Genomic DNA, 21,918 nt, shown 5'->3' on the forward strand with positions numbered 1-21,918 from the left:
ATGCCCTCATTCTCGCGCTTTTCGGATCCTTTACCGACCACCGACCATCGAGAAACGGTCTGCGCACCGCCGAGAGCCGCGTAGCATCGTCCGGCATGGGGCTGTGTAAAACGGCATCGCGTGTGCGACGCTCCGCTGTCAGTGTGACAGCGGTGGCGCTCGCCTTGTCCCTGACGGGTTGCGCCAGTCTCAGCTTCATCGGCAGATCCCAGGCACAGGACATCGCCGAGATCAACGTCTCCAGTCCTGAGCTGCGCGAGGGCAAGCCGCTGCCCAGCGAATACTCCTGCAAGGGCGACCAGGGCAGCCCGCCGCTGCGCTGGTCCAGCCAGCCGCTGGCCAAGGCCAAGTCGATCGCCATCGTGGTCGACAGTCACACGGCCGACAAGTCCGCGGTGCACTGGGTGCTCTACGACATCCCGGCTACCACGACGGAGCTGGGCCCCAACGCCGCCGCCGACCCGCCCGAGGGCTCGGGGCAGGCCCAAGTGACCAGTGGCAAGGTGGGCTACGAGCCGCCGTGCGAGGAAAAGGCGAGCTACCGTTTCACGGTGTACACGCTGAGCGGCAAGGTCGGTTTGCCGGCGGGCTCTCCGCTGCCCGCGGTCCTGAAGAAGATCGCGGAGCAGACCATCGCCCGCGGCCGTCTCACGGCGGTGGACATCCAGTGAGAGGCCGATCACGGCAGGTAGTGCCGGTGTACCAATTATTCACGTAGGGTGTGACAACTCTCATAGTGGTCCGACACAATCAGATCCAATTGTTAGGCACTGGTGATCAAAGGGGGCAGATCGCGTCGATGGCCGCGCGATCTCATCGGTGCCAGAGGGAGGCCATGGCTTTGAGGGTGGTGCAATGATCGCGGTCGTAGTGAGCTTGGTCGCTGTCGTGCTCCTCGTGCTCGTCGTCGTGGCACTGGGCATGCGCTCGATGAACCGCAGGGAGAGCTCGCTGCCTCCTGAGCGGTTGAAGGAGATGGCCGAGAAGGAGGAGCAGACGCAGACTCGTTCGACGGACGAGTTCGCGAAGCATGAGCCGCGGATGGCCAATTTCAGCCCCGACTTCAGTCCCATCGACGAGGTCAAGCCGAAACCCGTCCGCACCGGCCAGCGTGGCCGGCGCGGCGTCGACGAGTGGGGCAACCCCACCAACGACGACGATGACGAGGAGTTCTGGGCCAACATCCGCAGCGACGCGGAGGAGGGCGGGTTCGGCGCCGGGGGCACGGTGGCCGCCAGGAAGGCCGCCTCCCGTCCCGTCGAGGGCACCGAGCGGGTTCCCACCCCGGCCGAGCGCCGTGCCGACCGTCCCGCCAAGCGCGAGCGTTCCTCCAAGCCGCGCCCCGCCGCCGCCTCCGCCTCCGCCTCCGCCTCCGCCTCCACGGGCGTCGACCCCAACGCGGCCACCATTCAGGCGCCTCTGCCGCAGCGCCAGCCCGCCGCGGCGGCGGGCCTCGCCGACCTGGTCGAGCCGCAGAAGCGCACCCCCAGCCAGGCCGAGCTGGCCGACCAGCGCACGATGACGTTCGCGGCGCCGACCGCCGACGTGATGAGCATCCTCGGCGCGGGCGCCCAGCCGGTGCCCGCCCCCACGCGCCCCGAGCCTGCCCCTCCCCCAGGCCGGCGCCCAGGCCCACTCCCTCACCCGTCCCCAACACGGTCTCCTCCAACGCCGTCCCGGGCAGCGCCCGTCCGGCCGCGCACGGCAGCGGCTCCTTCCCCGCCGTGAGCGCCACCTCCAGCGGCAACTTCCCGGTCAGCCCCGCGCCCATCCACGGCGCTCCGACGAGCGACCCGTTCCCCGCCTACAACGGCGGCGCGGGCGACCCGCTGGAGACCACCTGGACGCAGCCGCCCGCGGGCACCTCGTCCGGCGCCTGGGCCGCCTCGGCGGACATCCTCGACGACCCGGCCCCCGCCCCCTCCGCCCCTTACAGCGGAGCCAGCTCGTGGCCGGCGTTCGAGCAGCCCGCCGCGCGCTCGTCCTATCCCGCCTCCTACGAGGTGCGCTCCGGCTGGGCCGTGGCCGACGACTCCGACCCGCTGACCGGCCCCTCCACCGCCACCGGCACGCCCACCGTGCCCGGCCGCGCGGTCTCCAACTACGACGTGCTGTCGGCCCCGACGCCGCCGCCCCCGCCCGTCTCCCCGTTCGCGGCGGGCGCGTACGAGACCGGCGACATCACCACCAGCCCCGCCGCCTGGCCCGACCCGCCGACGGCGGGCAACGGGGGCCGGCCCGGTCAGCCCGCGCAGCCGAACGGCCGGGGCAACCACCGGCGCGGCCAGGACCCGGACCTGCCGCACGACTACTACCGGTGACCCGCCGTACCCATTAATGGGTAAAACCAGCGCGATGGCCCCATAAAGCGGGGGTGTCGGAGCAATAGGGTTTGGCCCATGTTCCGCGACACGCAGAGTAGCTGGATGAGCACCCTGCGGCACGATGTGCCGGCCTCGCTCGTCGTCTTCCTCATCGCGGTGCCCCTCTCCCTGGGCATCGCGATGGCCTCGGGAGCGCCGCTGGCGGCCGGGCTGATCGCCGCCGTGGTGGGCGGCGTCGTGGCGGGCGCGCTGGGCGGCTCGGCCGTCCAGGTGAGCGGGCCCGCCGCCGGGCTCTCGCTGGTGGTCGTGGACCTCGTGCACACGTACGGCTGGCGGGCCACGTGCATGATCACCCTGCTGGCCGGGGCCGTCCAGCTCCTGCTGGGGGTCTTCAAGGCGGCCAGGGCGGCGCTGGCGGTGTCGCCGGCCGTGATCCACGGCATGCTCGCCGCCGTCGGCGTCATCATCGCGCTCGCCCAGCTCCACGTCGTGCTCGGCGGCAGCCCGCAGAAGTCGGCCGTCGCGAACGTGCTGGAGCTGCCCGGCCAGATCGCCGACCTGCACGGCCCGAAGGTGGCCATCGGCATCCTGACGATCACCGTGCTGGCGGTGTGGACGCGGCTGCCCCGCGTGTTCAGGGCGGTCCCGGCGCCGCTGGCGGCGCTCGCGGCGGCGGCGGGGACGGCGTGGGCGTTCGGCTGGGACGTGACGCGAGTCGATCTGTCCGGCAGCTTCACCGAGTGGGGCTTCCCCGTGCTGCCGCAGGGCGACTGGCACCTCATCGTGGCCTCGGTGCTGCTGGTGGCGCTGCTGGCCGGGTGCGAGTCGCTGCTGTGCTCGGTCGCGGTGGACGGGATGCACGGCGGGCGCCGGGTCGATCTCGACCAGGAGCTGACCGGGCAGGGCGTGGCGAACATGGTCGCCGGGGCGCTCGGCGGCCTGCCCGTGGCCGGGGTGATCGTGCGCAGCACCGCGAACGTGCAGGCGGGCGCCCGTACGCGCTGGGCGGCGATCCTGCACGGGGTGTGGGTGCTGGTGTTCGCGGTGGGGTTCGGCTGGTCGATCACGCTGATCCCGCTGGAGGCGCTGGCCGCGTTGCTGGTGTTCATCGGCGTGCAGATGGTGAACCTGGGTCACATCAGGAAGGTGCACGGGCACGGCGAGGTGCCGGTGTACGTGGTGACGATGGCCGCCGTGATCCTGCTCGGGCTGGCCGAGGGCGTGCTGGCGGGGCTGGCGCTGGCCGTGTTGCTCGCGCTGCGCCGCCTCACCTGGGTGACCGTACGCAAGCGGGACGACCGCGACGGGCGGACCCGCGTGACGATCTCGGGCTCGCTGACGTTCCTCGGGGTGCCGAGGCTGACCCACGAGCTGCGGACGATCCCCTACGGCGCCGCCGTGGACCTCGACCTCAACATCGACTTCATGGACAACGGCGCCTTCGAGGCCATCCACTCCTGGCGGCTGGACCACGAGCGCATGGGCGGCACCGTGGTCATCGACGAGCTGCACGACGAGTGGTACGCGCTGGCGGCCAGCGGGGCGCGCACGCTGCCCGCCAAGTCGCCGCTGAAGGCGCCGGACCGCTGGTGGCTGCCGTGGGCGCAGCGCCGCCGGGGCGCCGAGCCGGTGACCGTACCGCCGGACGGGGTCTCGGAGTGCCTGGTCACGGCGGGGACGCGCGAGTACCACCGCAGCACGGCGCCGCTCGTCAAGCCCATCTTCACCGAGCTGGCCCGCAAGCAGCAGCCCTCGCACCTGTTCATCACGTGCGCCGACTCCCGGATCATGCCCAGCCTGATCACCGCCAGCGGCCCCGGCGACCTGTTCACCGTCCGCAACATCGGCAACCTGGTGCCGCGCAGGGGCTCCGAGCCGCACGACGACTCGGTGGTGGCCGCCATCGAGTACGCCACGCAGGTGCTGGGGGTGCGCACGATCACCGTGTGCGGGCACTCGGGCTGCGGCGCCATGGCCGGGGTGCTGAGCGGCGGCGTGCGGGCGGGCAGCCTCCCAGGGCTGCGCCGGTGGCTGCGGCACGGGAACCACAGCCTGGCCACGTTCATCGAGACCGAGGGCGACCGGCTGCACGCCGGGGCCCTGGACGTGCTGTGCCGGGTCAACGTGCAGCAGCAGCTCGAGAACCTGCGCACCTACCGCAAGGTCGACGAGCAGGTGCGGGAGGGCAAGCTGGAGCTGGTGGGCCTGTTCTTCGACATCGGGTCGGCCAGGGTGCACCTGGTGCCACCGCTGCGTCCTACGCTCTGCGTGAAGCCGTTCGATCGCCCGGTGGTGGCGGGCGAAGAATGAAGGCATGAACATTCTGGTGATTGGTGGGTCGGGGTTCGTGGGCCGGGCCGTCGTGGAGGCGGCGCTGGCGCGGGGCCATGAGGTGACGACGTTCAACAGGGGCCGCAGCGGGGCCGACGTGCCCGGCGTCGAGGCGGTGCGCGGCGACCGCGAGTCGCGCGCCGACCTGGAGCGGCTGGCCGAGGGCAGGTCGTGGGATGTCGTGGTCGACACCTGCGGTTACGTGCCGAGAGTGGTGGGCGAGTCGGTGCGGGCGCTGTCGGGGCGGGCCGGCCTGTACGCGTTCGTGTCCAGTGTCTCGGCGGTCGACGGTTTTCCGGCCAAGCCGGTCACCGAGGAGTCGGAGGGATGGGCGTGCGCGCCCGACGCGGGCCCCGACGACGGCGACTACGGCGTGCTGAAGGCGGGCTGCGAGCGGGCGGTCGAGCAGGGGTTCGACGGTGACGTGCTGATCGTGCGGCCCGGCGTGATCCTCGGGCCGCACGAAGACGTGGCCCGGCTGCCGTGGTGGCTGACCAGGATCTCCCGTGGCGGCAAGGTGCTGGCGCCCGGCGACCCGTCCGCGCCCCTGCAGCTCATCGACGCGCGCGACCTCGCGGCCTTCATCCTCGACCAGGCCGAGCGCGGCACCACCGGCTCCTTCCTGGTGGCGGGCCCCGCCGGCGAGATCACGTACGGTGAGTGGCTTGAGGCGTGCGTGGCGGCCACGGGGTCCGGCGCCGAGCTCGTCTGGGTGGACGACGCGTTCCTGGTGGAGCACGAGGCGGGGGCGTTCGTGGAGCTGCCGCTGTGGAGCCCGCCGGCCGAGGCCCGAGACAACTTCTGGGGTGTGCCGACGGGCCGCGCGGTGGCGGCCGGGCTGCGCATCAGGCCGCTGGAGGAGACCGTGCGCGACACGTGGGCGTGGCTGCGCGAGATCCCCGAGGACCGACGCAACTACGGCACCCACAACCGGCACGGCATGGCCCCCGAGAAGGAGGCGGCCATCCTGGCCGCGTGGGAGGCGCGTTCTGCGTAATCCTCCGCAGACCGGGCGGCGCGGGCGGGGTTAGGGTCGCCGTGCAGCGAGGTTCTCCACTTGCCCATGGCGTTCCTCGCGACGCCGGTCCTCACTCCCAGGGGCCGGAGGGGCGGAGGTGCCCCGGCGTCGAGCCACGCCCTCTGGACGGGGCCGCCGATGGTGGCTCGCCACCGGAACGAAACCACCTCCGCCCCTCACCGTGCTAACACCGTGGAAACAGCCGGGCAGGAATGCTGCCCGCCATGCGTTTCATGGCGTTCGCGCTGGTGCCGGGGGTGTCGGCGCGGTGCTGGGTCGCTCTGGCGGGTGTGCTCGCTTTGCCGGCCCTCCTGTCGTCGAGCGGTGTCCCCCTCCCCCCGCCCGTCCCCTTGCCCCCTGTGTCGGTGGTGTCCGCGCCGGAACCGGCGACCGCGGCGGCCCCGCACGATTCGGTCATGGCGGTGGCCCCGCGCCCTTCGTACCGCAAGGCCCTGACCCGCTCGCTGGACCGCTACCTCGACGACCTCCCGGGCGACCTCGCCGTGTCGGTACGGGAGCTCTTCTCCGGCCGTTCCTACACCTACAACCGCGGCCTGAGGACGGCCACGGCCAGCATCGTCAAGGTGAACCTCGTGATGGCGCTGCTGCTGCGGGCCCAGCGGGAGCGGCGCGGGCTGCGGGCGTGGGAGAAGCGGGCGGCCGCGCAGGCGATCAAGGTGAGCGACAACGGCGCCGCGTCCCGGCTGTGGGCGGCGATCGGCGGCTCCAGGGGCCTCGCCGCGGCCAACAGGAAGCTCGGATTACGGGATACACGCCCCGGGCCGGGAGGCGCGTGGGGCTCGACCACCACGAGCGCCGCCGACCAGGTACGCCTGCTGACCGCGCTCGTCTCCCCCAAGAGCCCTCTGTCCGCCCGGCACCGCCGCTACGTGCTGGCGCTCATGCGCGGCGTGACGCCCGAGCAGGCGTGGGGCGTGAGCGCGATCGGCGGGCACGCCGAGCTCAAGAACGGCTGGCTGCCCCGCGAGCGCGACGGGGGCCGGTGGACGGTCAACAGCATCGGCCGGGTACGCGCGCGAGGCCGCACGTACCTGATCGCCGTCGTCTCCCGCCGGCACCTCTCGCTCGGGGCGGGGATCAAGGCGGTCGAGCACGTCAGCAAGCTCGTCGCCAAAGCCGTGATCGCCCGGTGAGGGGTGCCGGGCGGTGAGGCATGCTGGAAGGAGCCGTTCCGAGGGGACGCGATGACGCGGCCCGGAAGACGCCGCTCCGAGAGGATGCCATGACGCGACAGGCCGACTTCCAGCATCCGCGCTTCGCCCAGGCGTACGCGCGGGTGGCCGAGCTCGTCGACCGGCGGGGCGCGTACGAGCACCGGCGGCGGCTGCTGGCCGGGGCCGAGGGGCGGGTGATCGAGGTCGGGGCCGGCAACGGCCGCAACTTCGCCCACTACGGCCCTGGGGTGACGGAGGTCGTGGCCGTGGAGCCGGACGACGTCCTGCGCTCCCTGGCGACGGCCCAGGCACCGTCGGCGCCCGTGCCGGTGTCGGTGGTGCCCGGCCACGCGGAGGCACTGCCGTCCGGCGACGCCGCGTTCGACGTCGTGGTGGTGTCGCTGGTGCTGTGCTCGGTCCCCTCCCAGCCCCGGGCACTGGCGGAGGCCGCGCGGGTCCTCAGGCCCGGCGGCGAGTTGCGCTTCTACGAGCACGTACGCTCACCGAACCCGGCGTTCGGCCTCCTGGAGGACCTGATCACCCCGCTGTGGCGCCTGGCCGCGGGCGGCTGCCACCCGAACAGGAACACCCTGGAGGCGATCCGCCGGGCCGGGTTCGAGGTGACGGACTCCGACACGTTCGGCTTCTCACCGCAACCGGGGATGCCCCGGATGACGCATGTGCTGGGGTGCGCCCGCACGTAGCGCACGGCGTGGGTCCGGCGGCACGCCCGGAAGCCAGCAGGCGGCTCAGAAATCGCGGGACTCTTCGCGCGGGCCACTCAGAATCGCGGGACTCTTTGCCAAGACACGCTGTCGCATGTGTCAATAACCTCGATTGCCCTGGTCAGCAGCCGTAAACTGATCACGTACTGGTCGGTAGCAACGCGCGCTAGCCACACCGCTCGCCCTCACACCCGTTGCGCGGGCCGAGCATGCTTCGCAGACACGTCACTCGAATCGGCGTGCTCCCCAATGGAGGTAGGCGGGATGGACAGTCGCTGGCATGTGACACTCGCCCTCGGCGTGGCGGCCATCGTCGCCCTGTTCGTGGCGATCCTGGTGCTCGTGGACACCAAGGCCGAGCTGATGGCGGCGGGAGCCGCCGCCGGAGCCGCCTTCGTGGGGGTGGCCGGGCTGGCGCTCACGATCGTCAGCCTCAACCACAGAAAGCCGTAGCCACCGCCAGGATGGTGATGGGTGACGAGCCGGCCTGTAGGCCGGGTTCTGTCCTTCTTGCGAAGGGGCGACCATCCATCTAGGACCGCCGTTGCCGGCGGCCTCGAGCGGTCTACCCGCACGACTCGGGCGGGCAGCCCTCGAACGTCGCGCGCGGAACGCTCCGGAGAGCGTCCCTTCTTGACCTTGCTCCGGGTGGGGTTTACCTAGCCGCCCACGTCACCGTGGGCGCTGGTGGTCTCTTACACCACCCTTTCACCCTTACCCCCCGGCCAGGCCGGGAGGCGGTCTGCTTTCTGTGGCACTGTCCCGCGGGTCACCCCGGGTCGGCGTTACCGACCACCCTGCCCTGTGGAGCCCGGACCTTCCTCGGCGGGCCTGGTGTGGCCCGACGCGGCCGCCCGGCCGACTCGTCTGGTGGACTGTATCAAATCCCAAGCCGTTCCCAACCCAGCGACAAGATCGATTCGCTGGAATGGCGGAGTCATCGCCTGAGGGGGGCGGTGGCGTCGCGGCGGTCGTGCCGGGTGGCTCACTGGCACCCGGCACGGCCCCGGTCAGCGCAGGTGCGAGGTGTCGTTGAACGACTTCACCACGGCAGGCCCGTCGGCGTAGTACTCGATCAGCGACAGGCACGCCAGGTCGAGGTGCATGCGGTAGAGGGACTGCAGCGGCGCCAGCAGGGCGTCTCTGAGGAGCAGCTTGATCGGGGTCACGTGGGAGACCGCGAGCACCGTCTTGCCCGCGTAGCGCTCCACCAGGTGCTCCCTGGCCGCCTGCACGCGGCGGCCGGTCTCGGCGAAGCTCTCGCCGCCCGGCGGCGCCACGTCGGGGTCGGACAGCCACGCGGTCAGCTCGGCCGGCCAGCGGCGCTGCACCTCCGTGAACGTGTGCCCCTCCCAGGCGCCGAAATCGGCCTCCCTGAGGTCGTCGAACACCTCGACCTCGACGCCCGCCTGCTCGGCGACCGCCTCCGCGGTCTGCCGGGCGCGCTTGAGCGGCGAGGTGACGATCACGTCGAGACGGTACGGGTCGCGCGCCAGCCTCGCCGCCGCCGCCGACGCCTGGGCCAGGCCGTTGGCCGTGAGCTCGGCCTCGCCGCGGCCCGAGAACCTGCGCTCCAGCGACAGCTCCGTCTCGCCGTGCCTGAGGAGGAGCAGGGACGTGGCGACGCGGGTGGGCGGGGCCCAGCCGGTGCCCTTGCCCTGGCCCGTGACCCTGGCCTGGGCGGAGGCCACGGAGGCGGTGGGGGCGGACAGCTCGGACATGTCGCCCGCGTCGAGCAGATCCGTCTGCTGGACGGAGGTCGCGGTGCCGGACGCCTTCGTGCCGGACGCCTTCGTGCCCGACGCCTTCGTGCCCGACGGTTTCGAGCCGGACGCCTGCCCCTCGGATGCGTCGGGCGCGGCCGGGGTGGTGGTGCCGCCCGCCTTCCAGGTCAGGCCCTTGGCGGCGGCGTCCATCGCCTCGTTGGCCAGGCGGTCGGCGTGGGAGTTGCGTTCGCGGGGGATCCACGTCCACTCCGTCACCCGCAGCCGCCTGACCAGCGAGCCGGCCTCGGCCGCGAGCGGGCGCAGCCCCTCGTTCTTGATCTTCCAGCGGCCCGCCATCTGCTCGACGACCAGCTTCGAGTCCATCCGGACCGCGACCTGCGCCCCGTCGCCGCCCACGTCGAGCACGGCCCGCAGGCCGGCGATCAGCCCGCGGTACTCGGCGACGTTGTTGGTCGTGACGCCGATCGCCTCGGCCGCCTCCGCCAGCACCTGGCCGTCGGAGGCGTCCTTGACGACCGCGCCGTAGCCGGCGGGGCCGGGGTTGCCGCGCGAGCCGCCGTCGGCCTCGATGACGTACGAGGTCACAGGCCCGACTCTGCGGTGCGGACGAGGATGCGGCGGCACTCCTCGCACCGGAGCACCTCGTCGTGGGGGGCGGCCTTGATGCGGTTCATCTCGGCGATGGACAGGGCCACCTTGCAGCCCTGGCACCGGCCGCCGTGCAGCATGGCGGCGCCCACGCCGTACTGCTCCCTGAGCTTCTCGTAGAGCTTGAGCAGGTCGGCGGGGATGTCGCCGGCGACGCCCGCGCGGCGGGCCTGGACCTCGCCCGCCTCCTTCTCGATCTCGTTGAGTGCGGCGTCGCGGCGGTCCTCCGCCGCGGACAGGGCGGCCCGCTCCTCGTCGCGCTTGGCCACCAGGTCGCTGACCTTGGAGTCGGCGGCCTCCCTGCGCTCCATGATCTCCAGCACGACCTCTTCGAGGTCGCCCTGCCGCTTGTGCAGCGAGGCGATCTCGGACTGCAGGCTCGCGAGGTCGCGCGGCGAGGTCACGGCTCCGGAGTCGAGGCGCTTCTGGTCGCGGTCGGCACGCGTGCGCACGGCGTCGACGTCGCTCTCGGCCTTGGTCTGCTCGCGGGCGAGGTCGCCGGCCTCGGTCTCGGCCTCGATCACCTGGGTGGCGAGCCTGGCGTACGACTTGGAGCGCTCGTCGATCTCGGCCAGCTCGGGCAGGGTGCGGCGGCGGTGCGCCAGCCGATCAATCACGGAGTCGAGCTCTGCCAGGTCGAGCAGTCGCTTCTGTGCCTCAGGGGCTGCTTTCATGATCAATATCCTCTTGTCCAAGCATCGGTGACCGTGGCGGAGACACGTGTTTCAACGGTAACGCCACTCTCGCGCAGGATGGACGCCGCGCTGTCGAGCCAGGGCCACTCGGTCGCCCAGTGCGCGGCGTCGATCAGCGCGGGCCCGCCCGACTCCACGAACTCGCTGGCCGGATGATGCCGCAGGTCCGCCGTGAGGAACACGTCGACGCCCGCGGCGGCGGCCGTACCGAGGAGTGAGTCGCCCGCGCCGCCGCTGACGGCCACGCGCAGGACGGGCCGGGCCAGGTCGCCCGCCACGCGGATGCCCCACGACGTGCGCGGCAGCCCCTCCGCGGCGCGCCGCGCGAACTCGCCCAGCGTCGTCTTCTCCGCCAGCTCCCCGACGCGGCCCAGCCCGCGCCACGGGTCGTCGGGGAACGGCTGCAGCGGCACCAGGTCGCCGACCAGCCCGACGGCCCTGGCCAGAGCGTCGGACACGCCGGGGTTCGCGACGTCGGCGTTGGTGTGGGCGGTGTAGAGGGCGATGTCGTTCTTGATCAGGGTGTGGACGAGCCTGCCCTTGGGCGTGGTGGCGGCCACCGAAGTGGTGCCGCGCAGGTAGAGGGGGTGGTGGGTGACGATCAGGTCGGCGCCCCAGTCGAGCGCCTCCTCGGCGACGGCGGCGACCGGGTCGACCGCGAGCAGCACCTTGCGCACCTGCTGGGCCGGGTCGCCGCTGACCAGGCCCACCGCGTCCCACGACTCGGCCCGGGCGGGCGGGTAGGCCGCCTCGAGCACCTCGATCACGTCAGTCAACGTCACAGCAGCCACCTGCGCAGACTACCGGCCCGCGGGACGGCTCGCGGCGGGCGCGGGCAGGGGTGTCTTGAGAACGAGGTTCGGCGTAATGTAAGTGAATCCTGACTTGCGTTCGGAGGGCGGCATGGCACCCAGCGTCGCGATCGTCGGAGCGGGTTTCGGCGGGATGTGCATGGCGATCCAGCTCGAACGGGCGGGCATTCGCTCGTACACGGTCTACGAGAAGGCCGGGGACCTGGGCGGCACCTGGCGCGACAACAGCTATCCCGGGGCCGGGTGCGACATTCCCTCGCATTTGTACTCGTACTCGTTCGAGAAGTACACGAGCTGGACCCGCCGCTATCCCGAACAGCCGGAAATTCTCGCCTACCTCGAACATTGCGCCGACAAATACCACGTCAGGCGAAAGATCCGATTCAACACCGAAGTACGGCGGGCCGTCTTCGACGGCGCGAAGTGGCAGGTCACCACGGCGGGCGGCACGGAGGCGTTCGACGTGGTGGTCATGGGGGTGGGGCAGCTCAACCGGCCCCGCCTGCCGGACATTCCCGGCATGACGGAGTTCGAGGGGGTCTCGTTCCACTCCGCGCGCTGGAACCACGCGCACGACCTCACCGGCCGGCGCGTCGCCGTCATCGGGAACGGCTCCTCCGCCGCCCAGCTCATCCCGCGCGTCGCCGAACGCGCCGAGCACCTGCACGTCTTCCAGCGCACCCCCAACTGGGTGATCCCGAAACCCGACGCCACGTTCGGGCCGCTCACCCGGCTCGCCTTCCGCCACCTCCCCGGCCTGCAGCGCGCCTACCGCGAATGGATCTACCGGTACGCCGAAACCACCCTCTACCCCGCGCTCGCCCAGGGATGGAGCGTGCGCCTGCTCAAGCAGCGGGCCCTGCGGCACCTGCGCGACCAGGTGCCCGACCCCGCACTCCGCGCCAGACTGACGCCCGACTACCCGCCCGGCTGCAAGCGGGTCGTCATCGACAGCACCTTCTACCCCGCCCTGACCAGGCCCAACGTATCGCTGGTCACCGACAAGATCGTACGGGTCACCGCCAAAGGCATCCAGACCACCGAAGGAACGTACGAGGCGGACACCATCGTGTACGCCACCGGCTTCAACAGCACCGAGTTCCTCGCCCCCATGGAGGTCGTCGGGGGCGAAGGGCAGTCACTGGAGGAGCGGTGGGCCGGCGGCGCCGAGGCGTACCTGGGGATCTCCGTGCCCGCCTTCCCCAACCTGTTCCTGCTGTACGGGCCCAACACCAACCTCGGGCACAACTCGATCATCTTCATGATCGAATGCCAGGTCGACCATGTCATGGCGTGCCTGCCGTACCTGGCCGTGAACGGGCCCATCGAAGTACGGCCCGAGGTCATGGCGGCCTGGCGGCGGCAACTCGACGCGGCCATGGAGCGGATGGTTTGGGGGGCGGGGTGTCAGAGCTGGTACAAGACCGCGTCCGGCCGGATCACCAACAACTGGCCCGGCCCCACCACCCTGTACCGCCGCCTCACCACCCGCCCACCCCAACCCGCCTACCAACCGATCGGATCCCCCCAACCGGCCCAACCCTGAAACCTGGGCAACCGCCCGCCCGCGAACGCCCCGCCCATGCGGCTCCCCCATCCCTAACGGCCACGTCCGCGCGACTCCCTTCCGCGCGGCTCCCTTCCGCATGGCTTCCTTCCGCGCGGCTCTTCCGCATTGCCCCCTTCCGCACGGCTGCCCTTCCATAGGGTCTGCATCCGCCCAGCCCCCTTCCATGTGGCTCTGCGACTGTGCGGCTCCCCTCCCATACAGCTCTGCGCCCGTGAGCGCGTCCCCGTGCGGCTCCCCTCCCCCACAGCTCCGCGCCCCGTGACGTGACCCCGCGCGGCTCCCCTTCCGCGCTGCTCAGCGTCTTGCTCAGCTTTCCGGCCGCACAGTTCCCTCCGTACGGCTTCTCGCCTGTGCGGCTGCCCAACCGCGCGACTCCTGCGGCTCCAACAGCTCCTGCGGCTCCGCGTCCCTCCCGCCCCGCCCGCACGGTTCCCTCCGCATGGCTTCTCGCCCGTGCGGCTGCCCTGCCACGCCGCTCCCCTCCGCACGACTTCCCGCCATGCGGCTCCGTGTCCCTACCGTTCGCCACCACGCTCCACGGCCTTAAGGTCTCCCGTCGCATGGCGCCCACCCACCTCACGATCAGCCCCCTCACGATCAGCCCCCTCGCGACCAGCCACCTCGCGGTGAGCCACCCTGCACCATCGACCCGCAGGACCTCCTGCAGACATGGGCGCTCCCGTGAGTGACATGCCCGGCGACGATGCCCCACCTGGCACCCACTCGCCCGCCAGGCGCCCCTCTCCCTGGCCATCAAACCCAGGTCGTACAAGTGATCCAAAAGATCGGACCTGGGACGCATTGTTGCAGGTCCCAGCCTCGCGATACCGTCCTGCCATGACGCTTCCCCTGCACCAGCGCGCTGTCGTGGCCGACACCCACAACGACCTGCTGATGGCGGTCTCCGCGAGACCGCCGCACCAGTGGGCCTCGTTCTTCAGGGAGAGATGGCTGCCCCAGCTCCGCGACGGAGGCGTCGATCTTCAGGTGCTGCCGGTCTTCATCGACGACCAGTATCTTCCCGAGGGCGCGCTGCGGCAGACCCTCCGCATGATCGAGTGCGCCCACGTGCTGGCGGAGGGCAACCCCGATCACGTACGCCTGTGCCTCGACGCCTCAGACATCGACCGGGCCCTCGACGAAGGCAAGATCGCCCTGGTGCTCGCGATGGAGAGCATGCCCGGCCTCGACGCCAGCGTCGAGCTGATCCCGACCATGCACCGCCTGGGCGTCCGGGTGGCCTCCATCGCCCACTTCGGCCGCACGCAGCTGGCCGACGGCAGCGGCGAGGACGCGACGGGCAGCGGCCTGACCTCCGCCGGCATCGCGGCCTTGCAGGAGATGGAGCGTCTCGGCATCGTGTTCGACATCTCCCACCTGGGCGCGTCCGGCGTCGCCCACGTGCTGGAGCTGGCCACCCGACCGGTCATGGCCACCCACTCCTCCGCCCGAGCCCTGCGCGACCACCACCGCAACCTCACCGACGACCAGCTCCGCGCCGTCGCCGCCACCGGCGGCGTCATCTGCGTCAACTTCTTCGCCCCGTTCCTCGCCGAGCACGAGGACGACATGACCCTCGACCGGCTGCTCGACCACATCGAACACATCGTGTCCGTGGCCGGCATCGATCACGTGGGCCTCGGCCCCGACTTCATCCGCGAGGTGATGGACGACCTCACGCCACCCTGCTGCGAAGACCTCTACACAAGAGGCGTGAACCCGAAGCAGGCCATCCCCGGCCTGGAGGGCCCGGCCGGGCTGCCCATGGTCACGGAGGGCCTGCTCGCACGCGGGCTGCCGGAGAAGGACGTCATGCAGATCATCGGCGGAAACGTGCACCGCTTCTTCGGCCAGCTCCTCTCATGACCACTCCCTCCCAGCCCCCTCCGATAACCGCCATTTCCGGGCACCCCCGCATGACCGCCACCTCCGAACACCACCGCGTGACCGCCGCCTCCGGGGACCCCCGCGTGACCGCCGCCTTCCGTCGTCTTCGCGTGACCGCCACTGCCCAGCGCCGCCTCGTAACCGCCACGTACCGGCCCCCTCTTGAAGCTGGCCCCTCCCAGCACCTCCTCGAAACGAGCGCCTTTCAGCACCCTCACATGGCTGCCACCGCCTGGCATCCTCTTGTGACGGCCACCGCCAGACGCCTCTCCATAACCACCACCTCGCGGCACCCCCTCGTGACCGCCACCTCCCGGCCCTACCTCATGACGGCTGCCTCCCGGGACCCCCTCGTGACGGCCACCGCCAGCCGTCTCCCCGTAACCGCCACCTCCTGGCACCCCCTTGTGACCGCCACCGTCCGGCACCCACTCAAGACCAGCAGCCCCCACTACCCCCTCATGACCAGCACCTCCGCACAGCTTCAGGGGCGATCATCGTGAGCATGACCGACAACACTTCCCAGCAGGCCGCCGGCATGGTCGAAGACCTGGAGGAGCTGGTCCTGTGCGAGTCCTTCTCCAGCGACCTCGAAGCCGTGGCCCGCAGTGCGAAGGTGGTGGCCGCGATGGGTGCCCGCCACCTGGGCACCGCCCCCGAGTTCCTGGTGATCGACGGCGTCACGCACCTGCGCTGGTCGTTCGGCACGCCCAGGGTCCTCCTGCTCGGGCACCACGACACCGTCTGGCCCATCGGCACCCTGGCCACCCACCCGTGGTCCCTGGTCAACGGGGTGGCACGAGGGCCGGGGGTCTTCGACATGAAGGCGGGGCTGGTGCAGACGTTCCACGCGCTGGCCGGGCTCGACTCGCTCGACGGCGTCACGCTGCTGATCACCGGCGACGAGGAGGTCGGCTCGCTCACGTCCTCGCCCTTGATCCAGGACACTGCCCGCGGGCTGGCCGCCACCTTCGTCATGGAGGCGAGCGCCGACGGCGGCGCCTTGAAGACGGCACGCAAGGGCACCTCCAACTACACCGTCACCGTGCACGGCAAGGCCGCACACGCGGGCCTGGAGCCGGAGAAGGGCGCCAACGCGGGCATCGAGCTGGCCCACCAGATCCTCACCATCGCCGCCATGGGCGCGGGCGCGACCACGGTCACCCCCACGGTGCTGTCCGGCGGCACGTCCCTCAACACGGTGCCGGCCGCCGCCTCGGTGGGCGTGGACGTGCGGGTGGCGGAGGTGGCGGAGCAGACCCGGGTGGACGAGGCCATGCACGCCCTGCGGCCCGTGGCGCCAGGCACCCGACTGGAGATCACCGGCGGCCCTAACCGTCCCCCCTTGGAGCCCTCGATGTCGGCCACCCTCTTCACCCTGGCCCAGGAGCTGGCGACAGGGCTGGGCCTGGGCCCGCTCGCGTCGGCCTCAGTGGGCGGCGCTTCTGACGGCAACTTCACCGCCGGAGTCGGCTGCCCCACCCTCGACGGCCTGGGCGCCGTCGGCGGCGGGGCTCACGCGGACCACGAACACGTGATCGTCGCCGAGATGCCGGCACGCGTAGCCCTCCTGCGAGCACTCATCGAAGCGGTCCGGTGAAGCACCTGAGCGGCCGGGGCATCGGACGCCATGTCCTACGCGACCGCCGGGGGCACGGGCCAGCGCAGGGCATGGGCCAAGGGAGGGTACGAGCCGGGGCAAGGCACGGCACGGCACGGTCGGCAGGACATGGGCCGAGGAGGGTAGTGGCCAGGGCAGAGCGCAGACCGGGGCGCGGTTGGCAAGGCACAACCCGAGGCACGGTTGGGAGGACAGGGGCCGCGCGGGCCGAGGGCGGGTGCGGTTGGGGGTAGGGCGCAGGCCGGGCATGGCTGGGCAGGGCACGGGTCGAGACACGGGTCGAGGCACGGCGGGGCCAATGGGGCAAGGCGTAGCCGACGGGGCCAGCGGGAGCGGGGCGAGGATGGCAGGGCACGGGACCGGGTGGGCGCCGGAGCGCAGGAGAGGCGAGGTATCCAGGCCAGGCCGCGTGAGGGGCCGAGGTGGGGACGAAGTGAGAGTACAGAGCAGAGCAGGGTGGAGGCCCGGAGCTGGGGACTAGGACGTTTAGGAGCGGGTGAGAGCATTGGGGTCCGGGTGAGGAGGATAGGTCCCCGCAAGGACGGAGGGCTCCCGCTGAGGAGGGTGGGATCCCCATAAGGACGGTGGCGTCCCCGCAAGGACGGTGGGGTCCCCGCAAGGACGGTGGGGTCCCCGCAAGGACGGTGGGGTCCCCGCAAGGACGGTGGGGTCCCCGCAAGGACGGTGGAGTTCAGGTGAGGACGGTGGAGTTCGAGTGAGGACGGTGGAGTTCGAGTGAGGACGGTGGAGTTGGGGTGAGGAGGATGGGGTTGGGGTGAGGACGGTGGGGTTGGGGTGAGGAGGATGGGGGAGCGTTTCGGCGGGTAGCCGGCGTCGAGCACCGCGCAGGCCCGCCTGAGGTAGGCCACCAGGGCAGGTTACGTGCGGTCCCAGATGCGGCCGGTGGTCCAGGCGTACTCCCATGCCTGGATGTCCGGGGGTTGGATGCCGAAGCCTGTCAGGATGGCGCAGATCTGCTCGCGGTGGTGGTTTGCGTGGTTGAGTGCCTGGGCCAGGAAGATGCCGGCGCGGACCTCGCGGGTTCCCTCGTCCACTACCACGATGCGTTCTACGTCGATCGGCTTGGACAGTACGTCTTCCCAGAGCTGTTCGACCTCGGATGCTCTTGCGTGTAGCTCCTGTAGGTCGGCCTCGTCCAAGGTGTGGAGCCAGGAGACGTCCGTGTCGGCCAGGCGTGCCCCGTAGCTTGCGTCGCAACCCACGATGTGGCGGAGGGTGGCGAGGATGCCGCCGAAAGTGCCAACGCCTGGGACCTCGAGTTGATCTGCTGACAGGTTCTGGTCCTGGCAGAACGTGATGAGGCGTTTGGTTGCCCAGTTGTTGTGGCGGATCGCGTCGAGGAGGATCTCGTTCATGGGGCTCTTCCCTGTCGTGGGGCCTTGTCGTTGGCGCCTTCTCCTGCTGTTGGGTCTTGTTGTTGGTGCTGGCTCTCGTCGTCGGAGCTTGTTCTTGGGGCTCTTCCTGCGTCGGATTCCGGGCTTGGTCCTCTTCCCGGTGATGGGGCTCGGGCTCGATCCTCTCCCGAGTGATGGGGCCGGTCTTGGTTGTCTTGCGGCGTTGGGCGCGGGCCTCAGTCTTCGCTCGGCGCTCGGGTATCGGTGGCGGCCTCGGTGCCGGTGTGCGGGCCGGTCTCCCGCCCCGTCCCTGGGTGGTGGGTTCGTTGTGATGATCCTGCGGGGCTGCGGGTTGCGGGTGCAACGGATTTAGGTGGGGAGGGAGGAGGGTGGCGTACCAGCGGTGGATGGCTTCGGGTGCGGGGCGGGCGTGTTGGCGATCAGGATGTGGATGCGCGGGGGAACAGGTTCTTGCGGTGGCGGCAGATGTAGGTGATGAAGTTTCAGGTGATGTCACGGTGTCGGCGGCGGCAGGGGGATCGGGAGGGTGGAGGCGTAGGTGCCGTCGGCTATCCGCGACTCCCGGCGGGGGTGGGCTTACGTGGTTCCCGCCGGGGGGTGGGCAAGGGGGTCCTCTGGTGGGTGAGGGTGGGCCTTGCGGGAGGTCGTGACCGGTGAGGGGTTATTGGGCGCGGGTGAATCTGGCGCCCCAGTCGTGGAGTTGGGTGAGGAGTTCGGGCGGGTTGAGGACGCGGAAGTCGGCGCCCAGCGCGCCCAGGGCCATGATCGGCCATTCCAGGTTGTCGGTGACCATGTGGACGCGGCAGTGCGTGGGGTCGAGTTCTTCGATGGTGGCCCATTTGCCGATGCGTTCGCGGACGCGTACGGCGGGGGCGTTGACCAGGACCTCCACGCGGTGGGAGCGGGGTAGGTCGTCGAGGCGGGAGCGGACGAACGTGGCGGCGTCGGCCGTAGGGAGGGGGCGGGGGCGGAAGCGGGCGCCGGTGCCCTGCGGGACGGACAGCCGGTCGACGCGGAAGCTGCGCCAGTCGTGGCGTTCGAGGTCGTAGGCGACCAGGTACCAGCGGCGGCCGAGGGAGACGAGCCGGTGGGGCTCGGTGTGGCGTTCGGTGTGCCGGCCGTCGGCGGCGGTGTAGGAGAAGCGCAGCCGTTCGGTGTCGCGGCAGGTCAGGGCGATCGTGGTGAGGACGCCCGGGTCGACGGCGGCCCTGGGCTGGCCGCCGCCCCAGCCGGCGGAGACGGTCATGGCGCGCAGCGCGTCGATGCGGTGCCGGAGGCGTACCGGCATGACCTGCACCACCTTGGCGAGCACGCGCAGGGACGACTCGGCGATGCCCTCCACCGGATTCTGGGCGGCGGCCTGGAGGCCGACGGCCAGGGCGACGGCCTCCTCGTCGTCGATCACCAGGGGCGGCAGGGCCGCGCCGGCGGCGAGCTGGTAGCCGCCGTCCACGCCGCGTTGCGCCTGGACGGGGTAGCCCAGCTCGCGCAGCCGGTCGACGTCCCTGCGCAGGGTGCGGGCCGACACGCCGAGGCGCTCGGCCAGCTCGGGGCCCGGCCAGTAGCGGTGGGTCTGGAGCAGGGACAGCAGCCTCAGCGTCCGGGTGCTGGTGTTCGCCATGCCTTTCATTCTTCCGCGAGATTCCGGTGATTCAGGTCAGGAAGTGACCGTTATGGCTGGCAGTCTGTTCTTGAGCGGCAGGAAACGTCCCAGAGGAAGGCAGCGATCATGACCGTCAACACGCCGAGCAGCCACCAGACCAGCGAAGTGACCGGGGAGCGGGCCGACCTCCTGGCGGCGCTGGCGCAGAGCCGGCACTTCCTGCGCTTCACCACCCGCGACCTCACCGACGAGCAGGCCCGGCTGCGCACGACCGCCAGCGAGCTGTCCCTGGGCGGGCTGATCAAGCATGTGACCGCGGTCGAGCGGAGCTGGGTCGACTTCATCCTGAACGGCCCGTCCGCCATGCCCGACTACTCCACCATGAGCGAGGACGACTACTCGTCGTGGGAGGACGGGTTCCGGCTGCTGCCCGACGAGACGCTGGCCGGGGCGCTGGCCGAGTACGAGAAGGTGGCGCGCAGGACCGATGAGCTGATCGTCTCCCTGCCTGACTTGAACGTCGACCACCCGCTGCCGGCCGCTCCGTGGTTCAAGCCCGGCGAGCGCCGTTCGGCGCGGCGGGTGCTGCTGGGCATCATCGCCGAGACTTCGCAGCATGCCGGGCATGCCGACATCATCCGGGAGTCGCTGGATGGGGCGAAGAGCATGGGCTGATGAGCCGCACACGGGGGTTGAGGGGGCGGCTTGGAGGTCTGGGGTTGAGGGGGCAGCTTGGAGGTCTGGGGCTGAGGGCGGCTTGCAGGTCTGGGGCTGAGGGCGCCTCGCAGGTCTGGGGTTGAGGGCGCTTTCAGGCCGGGGGCTGGACGTGGCTTGCAAGCTGGAGGGCTGGGACCGGAGGCCGGGGCTGGAATCCGAGGTCGGGGCTGGGGGCGGGAAGTCGGGGGGCCGGGGTTCGAGGTCGAAGCTGGGGGTGAGGGCGGGAGGCCAGGTCATGGAGGGCGCTGCCCGGTTCGCGGGCGGGCAGCGCCGTCAGGGGTCTGTCAGCCGGTGACCGGTCCCAGTCTGTGTTCCATCGTGCAGCGGTTCGGGAACCGCTCGTAGTACACCTCAGGCCGCTCGTACCAGTGCCCCCGCACCTCGACGTCCACCGGATCCCAGATCAGCGGGCACGGTCGGGAGTCGAGGTCGAGGTCGTACACGCGGCCGTCCACCGAGCGGAGCGCGTCGCACGCCTCCGACGGGTACGGATGCAGCCCGCCGTCCGGGTCGCAGGTGAGGCGCATCGAGTACGCGCCGTCGGTGCGCGGGGTGACGGTGATGATGAGGTCGGCCCCGGCGGCGGCGTGGGCGGGGAGCGTCGTGAACGGGCCGGCGAGGGCCGCGGCCGCGCACAGCCCGAGCGTGGCGATCCTGCGGACGGCGGTCAGCACGAGCGACATGATGTCCTCCCTGGTCAATGGGCGTCCCGGGGGCGGGACGGCGCACGCACCATGACTACAGGCGGGCGGGTCGCGGCGGCCATGAGCAGCAGGGATAGCTCTGAGTGATGGTGATGATACAGAGAGGTGTCCGTGCAGCTCATGGACCGGGTCGTGCGGGTGGACGCCGCCGGGCGCGTGCGTAAATGGAGGCATGGAGCATGAGCAGGCGGCGGCCCGGGCCGGTGTGGTGATCAGGGAGTTGCGGGAGCTCGGCGAGTTCGAGCAGGTCTACCGGCTCTTCGACGAGATCTGGCATCCGGAGCCCGCGAACGCGCCGGTGACGGTGGAGCTGATGGCCGGGTTCGCGCACACGGGCAACTACGTGGCCGGGGCGTTCGCGGGCGATGCGATGGTGGGGGCGTCCGTGGGGTTCCTGGCGGCGGACCGGTCGCTGCACTCGCACGTCACCGGCGCCGTCATCGGCAAGGGGGTGGGGTACGCGCTGAAGCTGCACCAGCGGGCCTGGTGCCAGGAGCGGGGGCTGGAGCGGATCACGTGGACGTTCGACCCGCTGGTCCGGCGGAACGCCTATTTCAACCTGGTGAAGCTGGGCGCCCGGCCGGAGGCGTACCTGACGGAGTTCTACGGGGCGATGGCGGACGCGATCAACGAGGGGGACGCTTCCGATCGGTTGCTGGCGGTGTGGCGCGTTCACGAAGAGGAGAAGGAGAAGGAAGGGGCAGAGGACGCGTACCCGCTGGTGCGGGAGGCGGACGACGGGCAGCCCCTGGTCGCGGAGGACGCGCGCGGGCGGCGGGTGGTGCTCGTGGGGACGCCGCGCGATGTCGAGCGGCTGCGGCGGCAGGACGCGGCGGCGGCGATGGCCTGGCGGATGGCGGTGCGGGAGGCGCTGGGCGGCGCCATGGCTGCCGGGGCGCGGGTGACGCGGTTCACGGAGGGCGGCGAGTACGTGGTGGTCATGAACGAGAGAGCGCGGTGAGTGCATGGCGGCCTCCAACTGGAG

The 21,918-nt window shown here is 71.3% G+C and carries 19 protein-coding genes and 1 other RNA gene; 13 read left to right on the plus strand and 7 right to left on the minus strand.

Annotated features, from left to right (window positions below):
- The first annotated feature begins 152 nt into the window (after positions 1 to 152).
- The 8 genes from KIS93_RS19540 to KIS93_RS19575 all read left to right on the plus strand — a co-directional run bounded on the left by KIS93_RS19540 (position 153) and on the right by KIS93_RS19575 (position 8,026).
- On the plus strand, positions 153 to 671 hold the full coding sequence (locus KIS93_RS19540; protein ID WP_230465921.1) for a YbhB/YbcL family Raf kinase inhibitor-like protein: 519 nt from the start codon (positions 153 to 155) through the stop codon (positions 669 to 671).
- 184 nt (positions 672 to 855) lie between these two features.
- Positions 856 to 1,728, plus strand: coding sequence for a hypothetical protein (locus tag KIS93_RS19545; RefSeq protein WP_186404325.1), 873 nt, complete (start codon positions 856 to 858; stop codon positions 1,726 to 1,728).
- The gene (locus KIS93_RS19550) at positions 1,725 to 2,321 is read left to right on the plus strand and encodes a hypothetical protein (RefSeq protein ID WP_186404326.1); all 597 of its coding nucleotides are present in this window, start codon (positions 1,725 to 1,727) and stop codon (positions 2,319 to 2,321) included. The genes KIS93_RS19545 and KIS93_RS19550 overlap by 4 nt, the downstream gene beginning before the upstream one ends.
- Positions 2,322 to 2,426: 105 nt before the next feature.
- Positions 2,427 to 4,634 (plus strand): SulP family inorganic anion transporter, encoded by a 2,208-nt coding sequence (locus tag KIS93_RS19555; protein ID WP_230465920.1) that lies wholly within the window; start codon positions 2,427 to 2,429, stop codon positions 4,632 to 4,634.
- A gap of 4 nt (positions 4,635 to 4,638) precedes the next feature.
- The gene (locus KIS93_RS19560; protein WP_080036243.1) at positions 4,639 to 5,652 is read left to right on the plus strand and encodes an NAD-dependent epimerase/dehydratase family protein; all 1,014 of its coding nucleotides are present in this window, start codon (positions 4,639 to 4,641) and stop codon (positions 5,650 to 5,652) included.
- Between the two features lie 437 nt (positions 5,653 to 6,089).
- Positions 6,090 to 6,827: a serine hydrolase gene (locus KIS93_RS19565; RefSeq protein WP_186404327.1), complete on the plus strand. Its 738-nt coding sequence runs from the start codon at positions 6,090 to 6,092 to the stop codon at positions 6,825 to 6,827.
- An 89-nt stretch (positions 6,828 to 6,916) separates the two neighbouring features.
- Positions 6,917 to 7,552: a class I SAM-dependent methyltransferase gene (locus tag KIS93_RS19570; RefSeq protein ID WP_080036241.1), complete on the plus strand. Its 636-nt coding sequence runs from the start codon at positions 6,917 to 6,919 to the stop codon at positions 7,550 to 7,552.
- A gap of 285 nt (positions 7,553 to 7,837) precedes the next feature.
- Positions 7,838 to 8,026, plus strand: a complete 189-nt coding sequence (locus KIS93_RS19575; protein ID WP_155126282.1) for a hypothetical protein — start codon at positions 7,838 to 7,840, stop codon at positions 8,024 to 8,026.
- A gap of 21 nt (positions 8,027 to 8,047) precedes the next feature.
- Here KIS93_RS19575 and rnpB read toward each other — a convergent pair.
- The 4 genes from rnpB to KIS93_RS19595 all read right to left on the minus strand — a co-directional run bounded on the left by rnpB (position 8,048) and on the right by KIS93_RS19595 (position 11,425).
- An RNA gene (gene rnpB / locus KIS93_RS19580) (RNase P RNA component class A) lies at positions 8,048 to 8,439 on the minus strand.
- Between the two features lie 144 nt (positions 8,440 to 8,583).
- Positions 8,584 to 9,885: a bifunctional RNase H/acid phosphatase gene (locus KIS93_RS19585; protein WP_080036240.1), complete on the minus strand. Its 1,302-nt coding sequence runs from the start codon at positions 9,883 to 9,885 to the stop codon at positions 8,584 to 8,586.
- Positions 9,882 to 10,622 (minus strand): zinc ribbon domain-containing protein, encoded by a 741-nt coding sequence (locus KIS93_RS19590; protein ID WP_080036239.1) that lies wholly within the window; start codon positions 10,620 to 10,622, stop codon positions 9,882 to 9,884. The genes KIS93_RS19585 and KIS93_RS19590 overlap by 4 nt, the downstream gene beginning before the upstream one ends.
- Before the next feature lie 2 nt (positions 10,623 to 10,624).
- Entirely contained in the window at positions 10,625 to 11,425 is an 801-nt protein-coding gene (locus tag KIS93_RS19595) for a Nif3-like dinuclear metal center hexameric protein (RefSeq protein WP_080036238.1), read from the minus strand.
- Between the two features lie 121 nt (positions 11,426 to 11,546).
- Between KIS93_RS19595 and KIS93_RS19600 the strand changes: the two genes are divergently transcribed.
- The 3 genes from KIS93_RS19600 to KIS93_RS19610 all read left to right on the plus strand — a co-directional run bounded on the left by KIS93_RS19600 (position 11,547) and on the right by KIS93_RS19610 (position 16,512).
- Positions 11,547 to 13,001: a flavin-containing monooxygenase gene (locus KIS93_RS19600; protein ID WP_080036237.1), complete on the plus strand. Its 1,455-nt coding sequence runs from the start codon at positions 11,547 to 11,549 to the stop codon at positions 12,999 to 13,001.
- 861 nt (positions 13,002 to 13,862) lie between these two features.
- On the plus strand, positions 13,863 to 14,891 hold the full coding sequence (locus KIS93_RS19605; RefSeq protein WP_080036236.1) for a dipeptidase: 1,029 nt from the start codon (positions 13,863 to 13,865) through the stop codon (positions 14,889 to 14,891).
- Between the two features lie 526 nt (positions 14,892 to 15,417).
- The gene (locus tag KIS93_RS19610; RefSeq protein ID WP_246005323.1) at positions 15,418 to 16,512 is read left to right on the plus strand and encodes a M20 family metallopeptidase; all 1,095 of its coding nucleotides are present in this window, start codon (positions 15,418 to 15,420) and stop codon (positions 16,510 to 16,512) included.
- 899 nt (positions 16,513 to 17,411) lie between these two features.
- On the opposite strand, the gene KIS93_RS19615 is transcribed toward KIS93_RS19610, so the two are convergent.
- Both KIS93_RS19615 and KIS93_RS19620 read right to left on the minus strand, forming a co-directional pair.
- A complete protein-coding gene (locus tag KIS93_RS19615; RefSeq protein ID WP_080036234.1) occupies positions 17,412 to 17,909 on the minus strand; it encodes a DinB family protein in 498 nt (165 codons plus the stop codon).
- Positions 17,910 to 18,570: 661 nt separating this feature from the next.
- On the minus strand, positions 18,571 to 19,530 hold the full coding sequence (locus KIS93_RS19620; RefSeq protein WP_080036233.1) for a helix-turn-helix transcriptional regulator: 960 nt from the start codon (positions 19,528 to 19,530) through the stop codon (positions 18,571 to 18,573).
- A gap of 108 nt (positions 19,531 to 19,638) precedes the next feature.
- On the opposite strand from KIS93_RS19620, the gene KIS93_RS19625 reads away from it, so the two are divergent.
- Positions 19,639 to 20,187 (plus strand): DinB family protein, encoded by a 549-nt coding sequence (locus KIS93_RS19625; RefSeq protein WP_080036232.1) that lies wholly within the window; start codon positions 19,639 to 19,641, stop codon positions 20,185 to 20,187.
- A 326-nt stretch (positions 20,188 to 20,513) separates the two neighbouring features.
- On the opposite strand, the gene KIS93_RS19630 is transcribed toward KIS93_RS19625, so the two are convergent.
- A complete protein-coding gene (locus KIS93_RS19630; RefSeq protein WP_155126279.1) occupies positions 20,514 to 20,912 on the minus strand; it encodes an SSI family serine proteinase inhibitor in 399 nt (132 codons plus the stop codon).
- Between the two features lie 193 nt (positions 20,913 to 21,105).
- Here KIS93_RS19630 and KIS93_RS19635 point away from each other — a divergent pair, with 193 nt between their 5' ends.
- Positions 21,106 to 21,894: a GNAT family N-acetyltransferase gene (locus tag KIS93_RS19635; RefSeq protein WP_080036229.1), complete on the plus strand. Its 789-nt coding sequence runs from the start codon at positions 21,106 to 21,108 to the stop codon at positions 21,892 to 21,894.
- Positions 21,895 to 21,918: the final 24 nt, after the last annotated feature.

This window comes from [Actinomadura] parvosata subsp. kistnae, from assembly GCF_900323885.1.
GTDB classification, from domain to species: domain Bacteria; phylum Actinomycetota; class Actinomycetes; order Streptosporangiales; family Streptosporangiaceae; genus Nonomuraea; species Nonomuraea composti.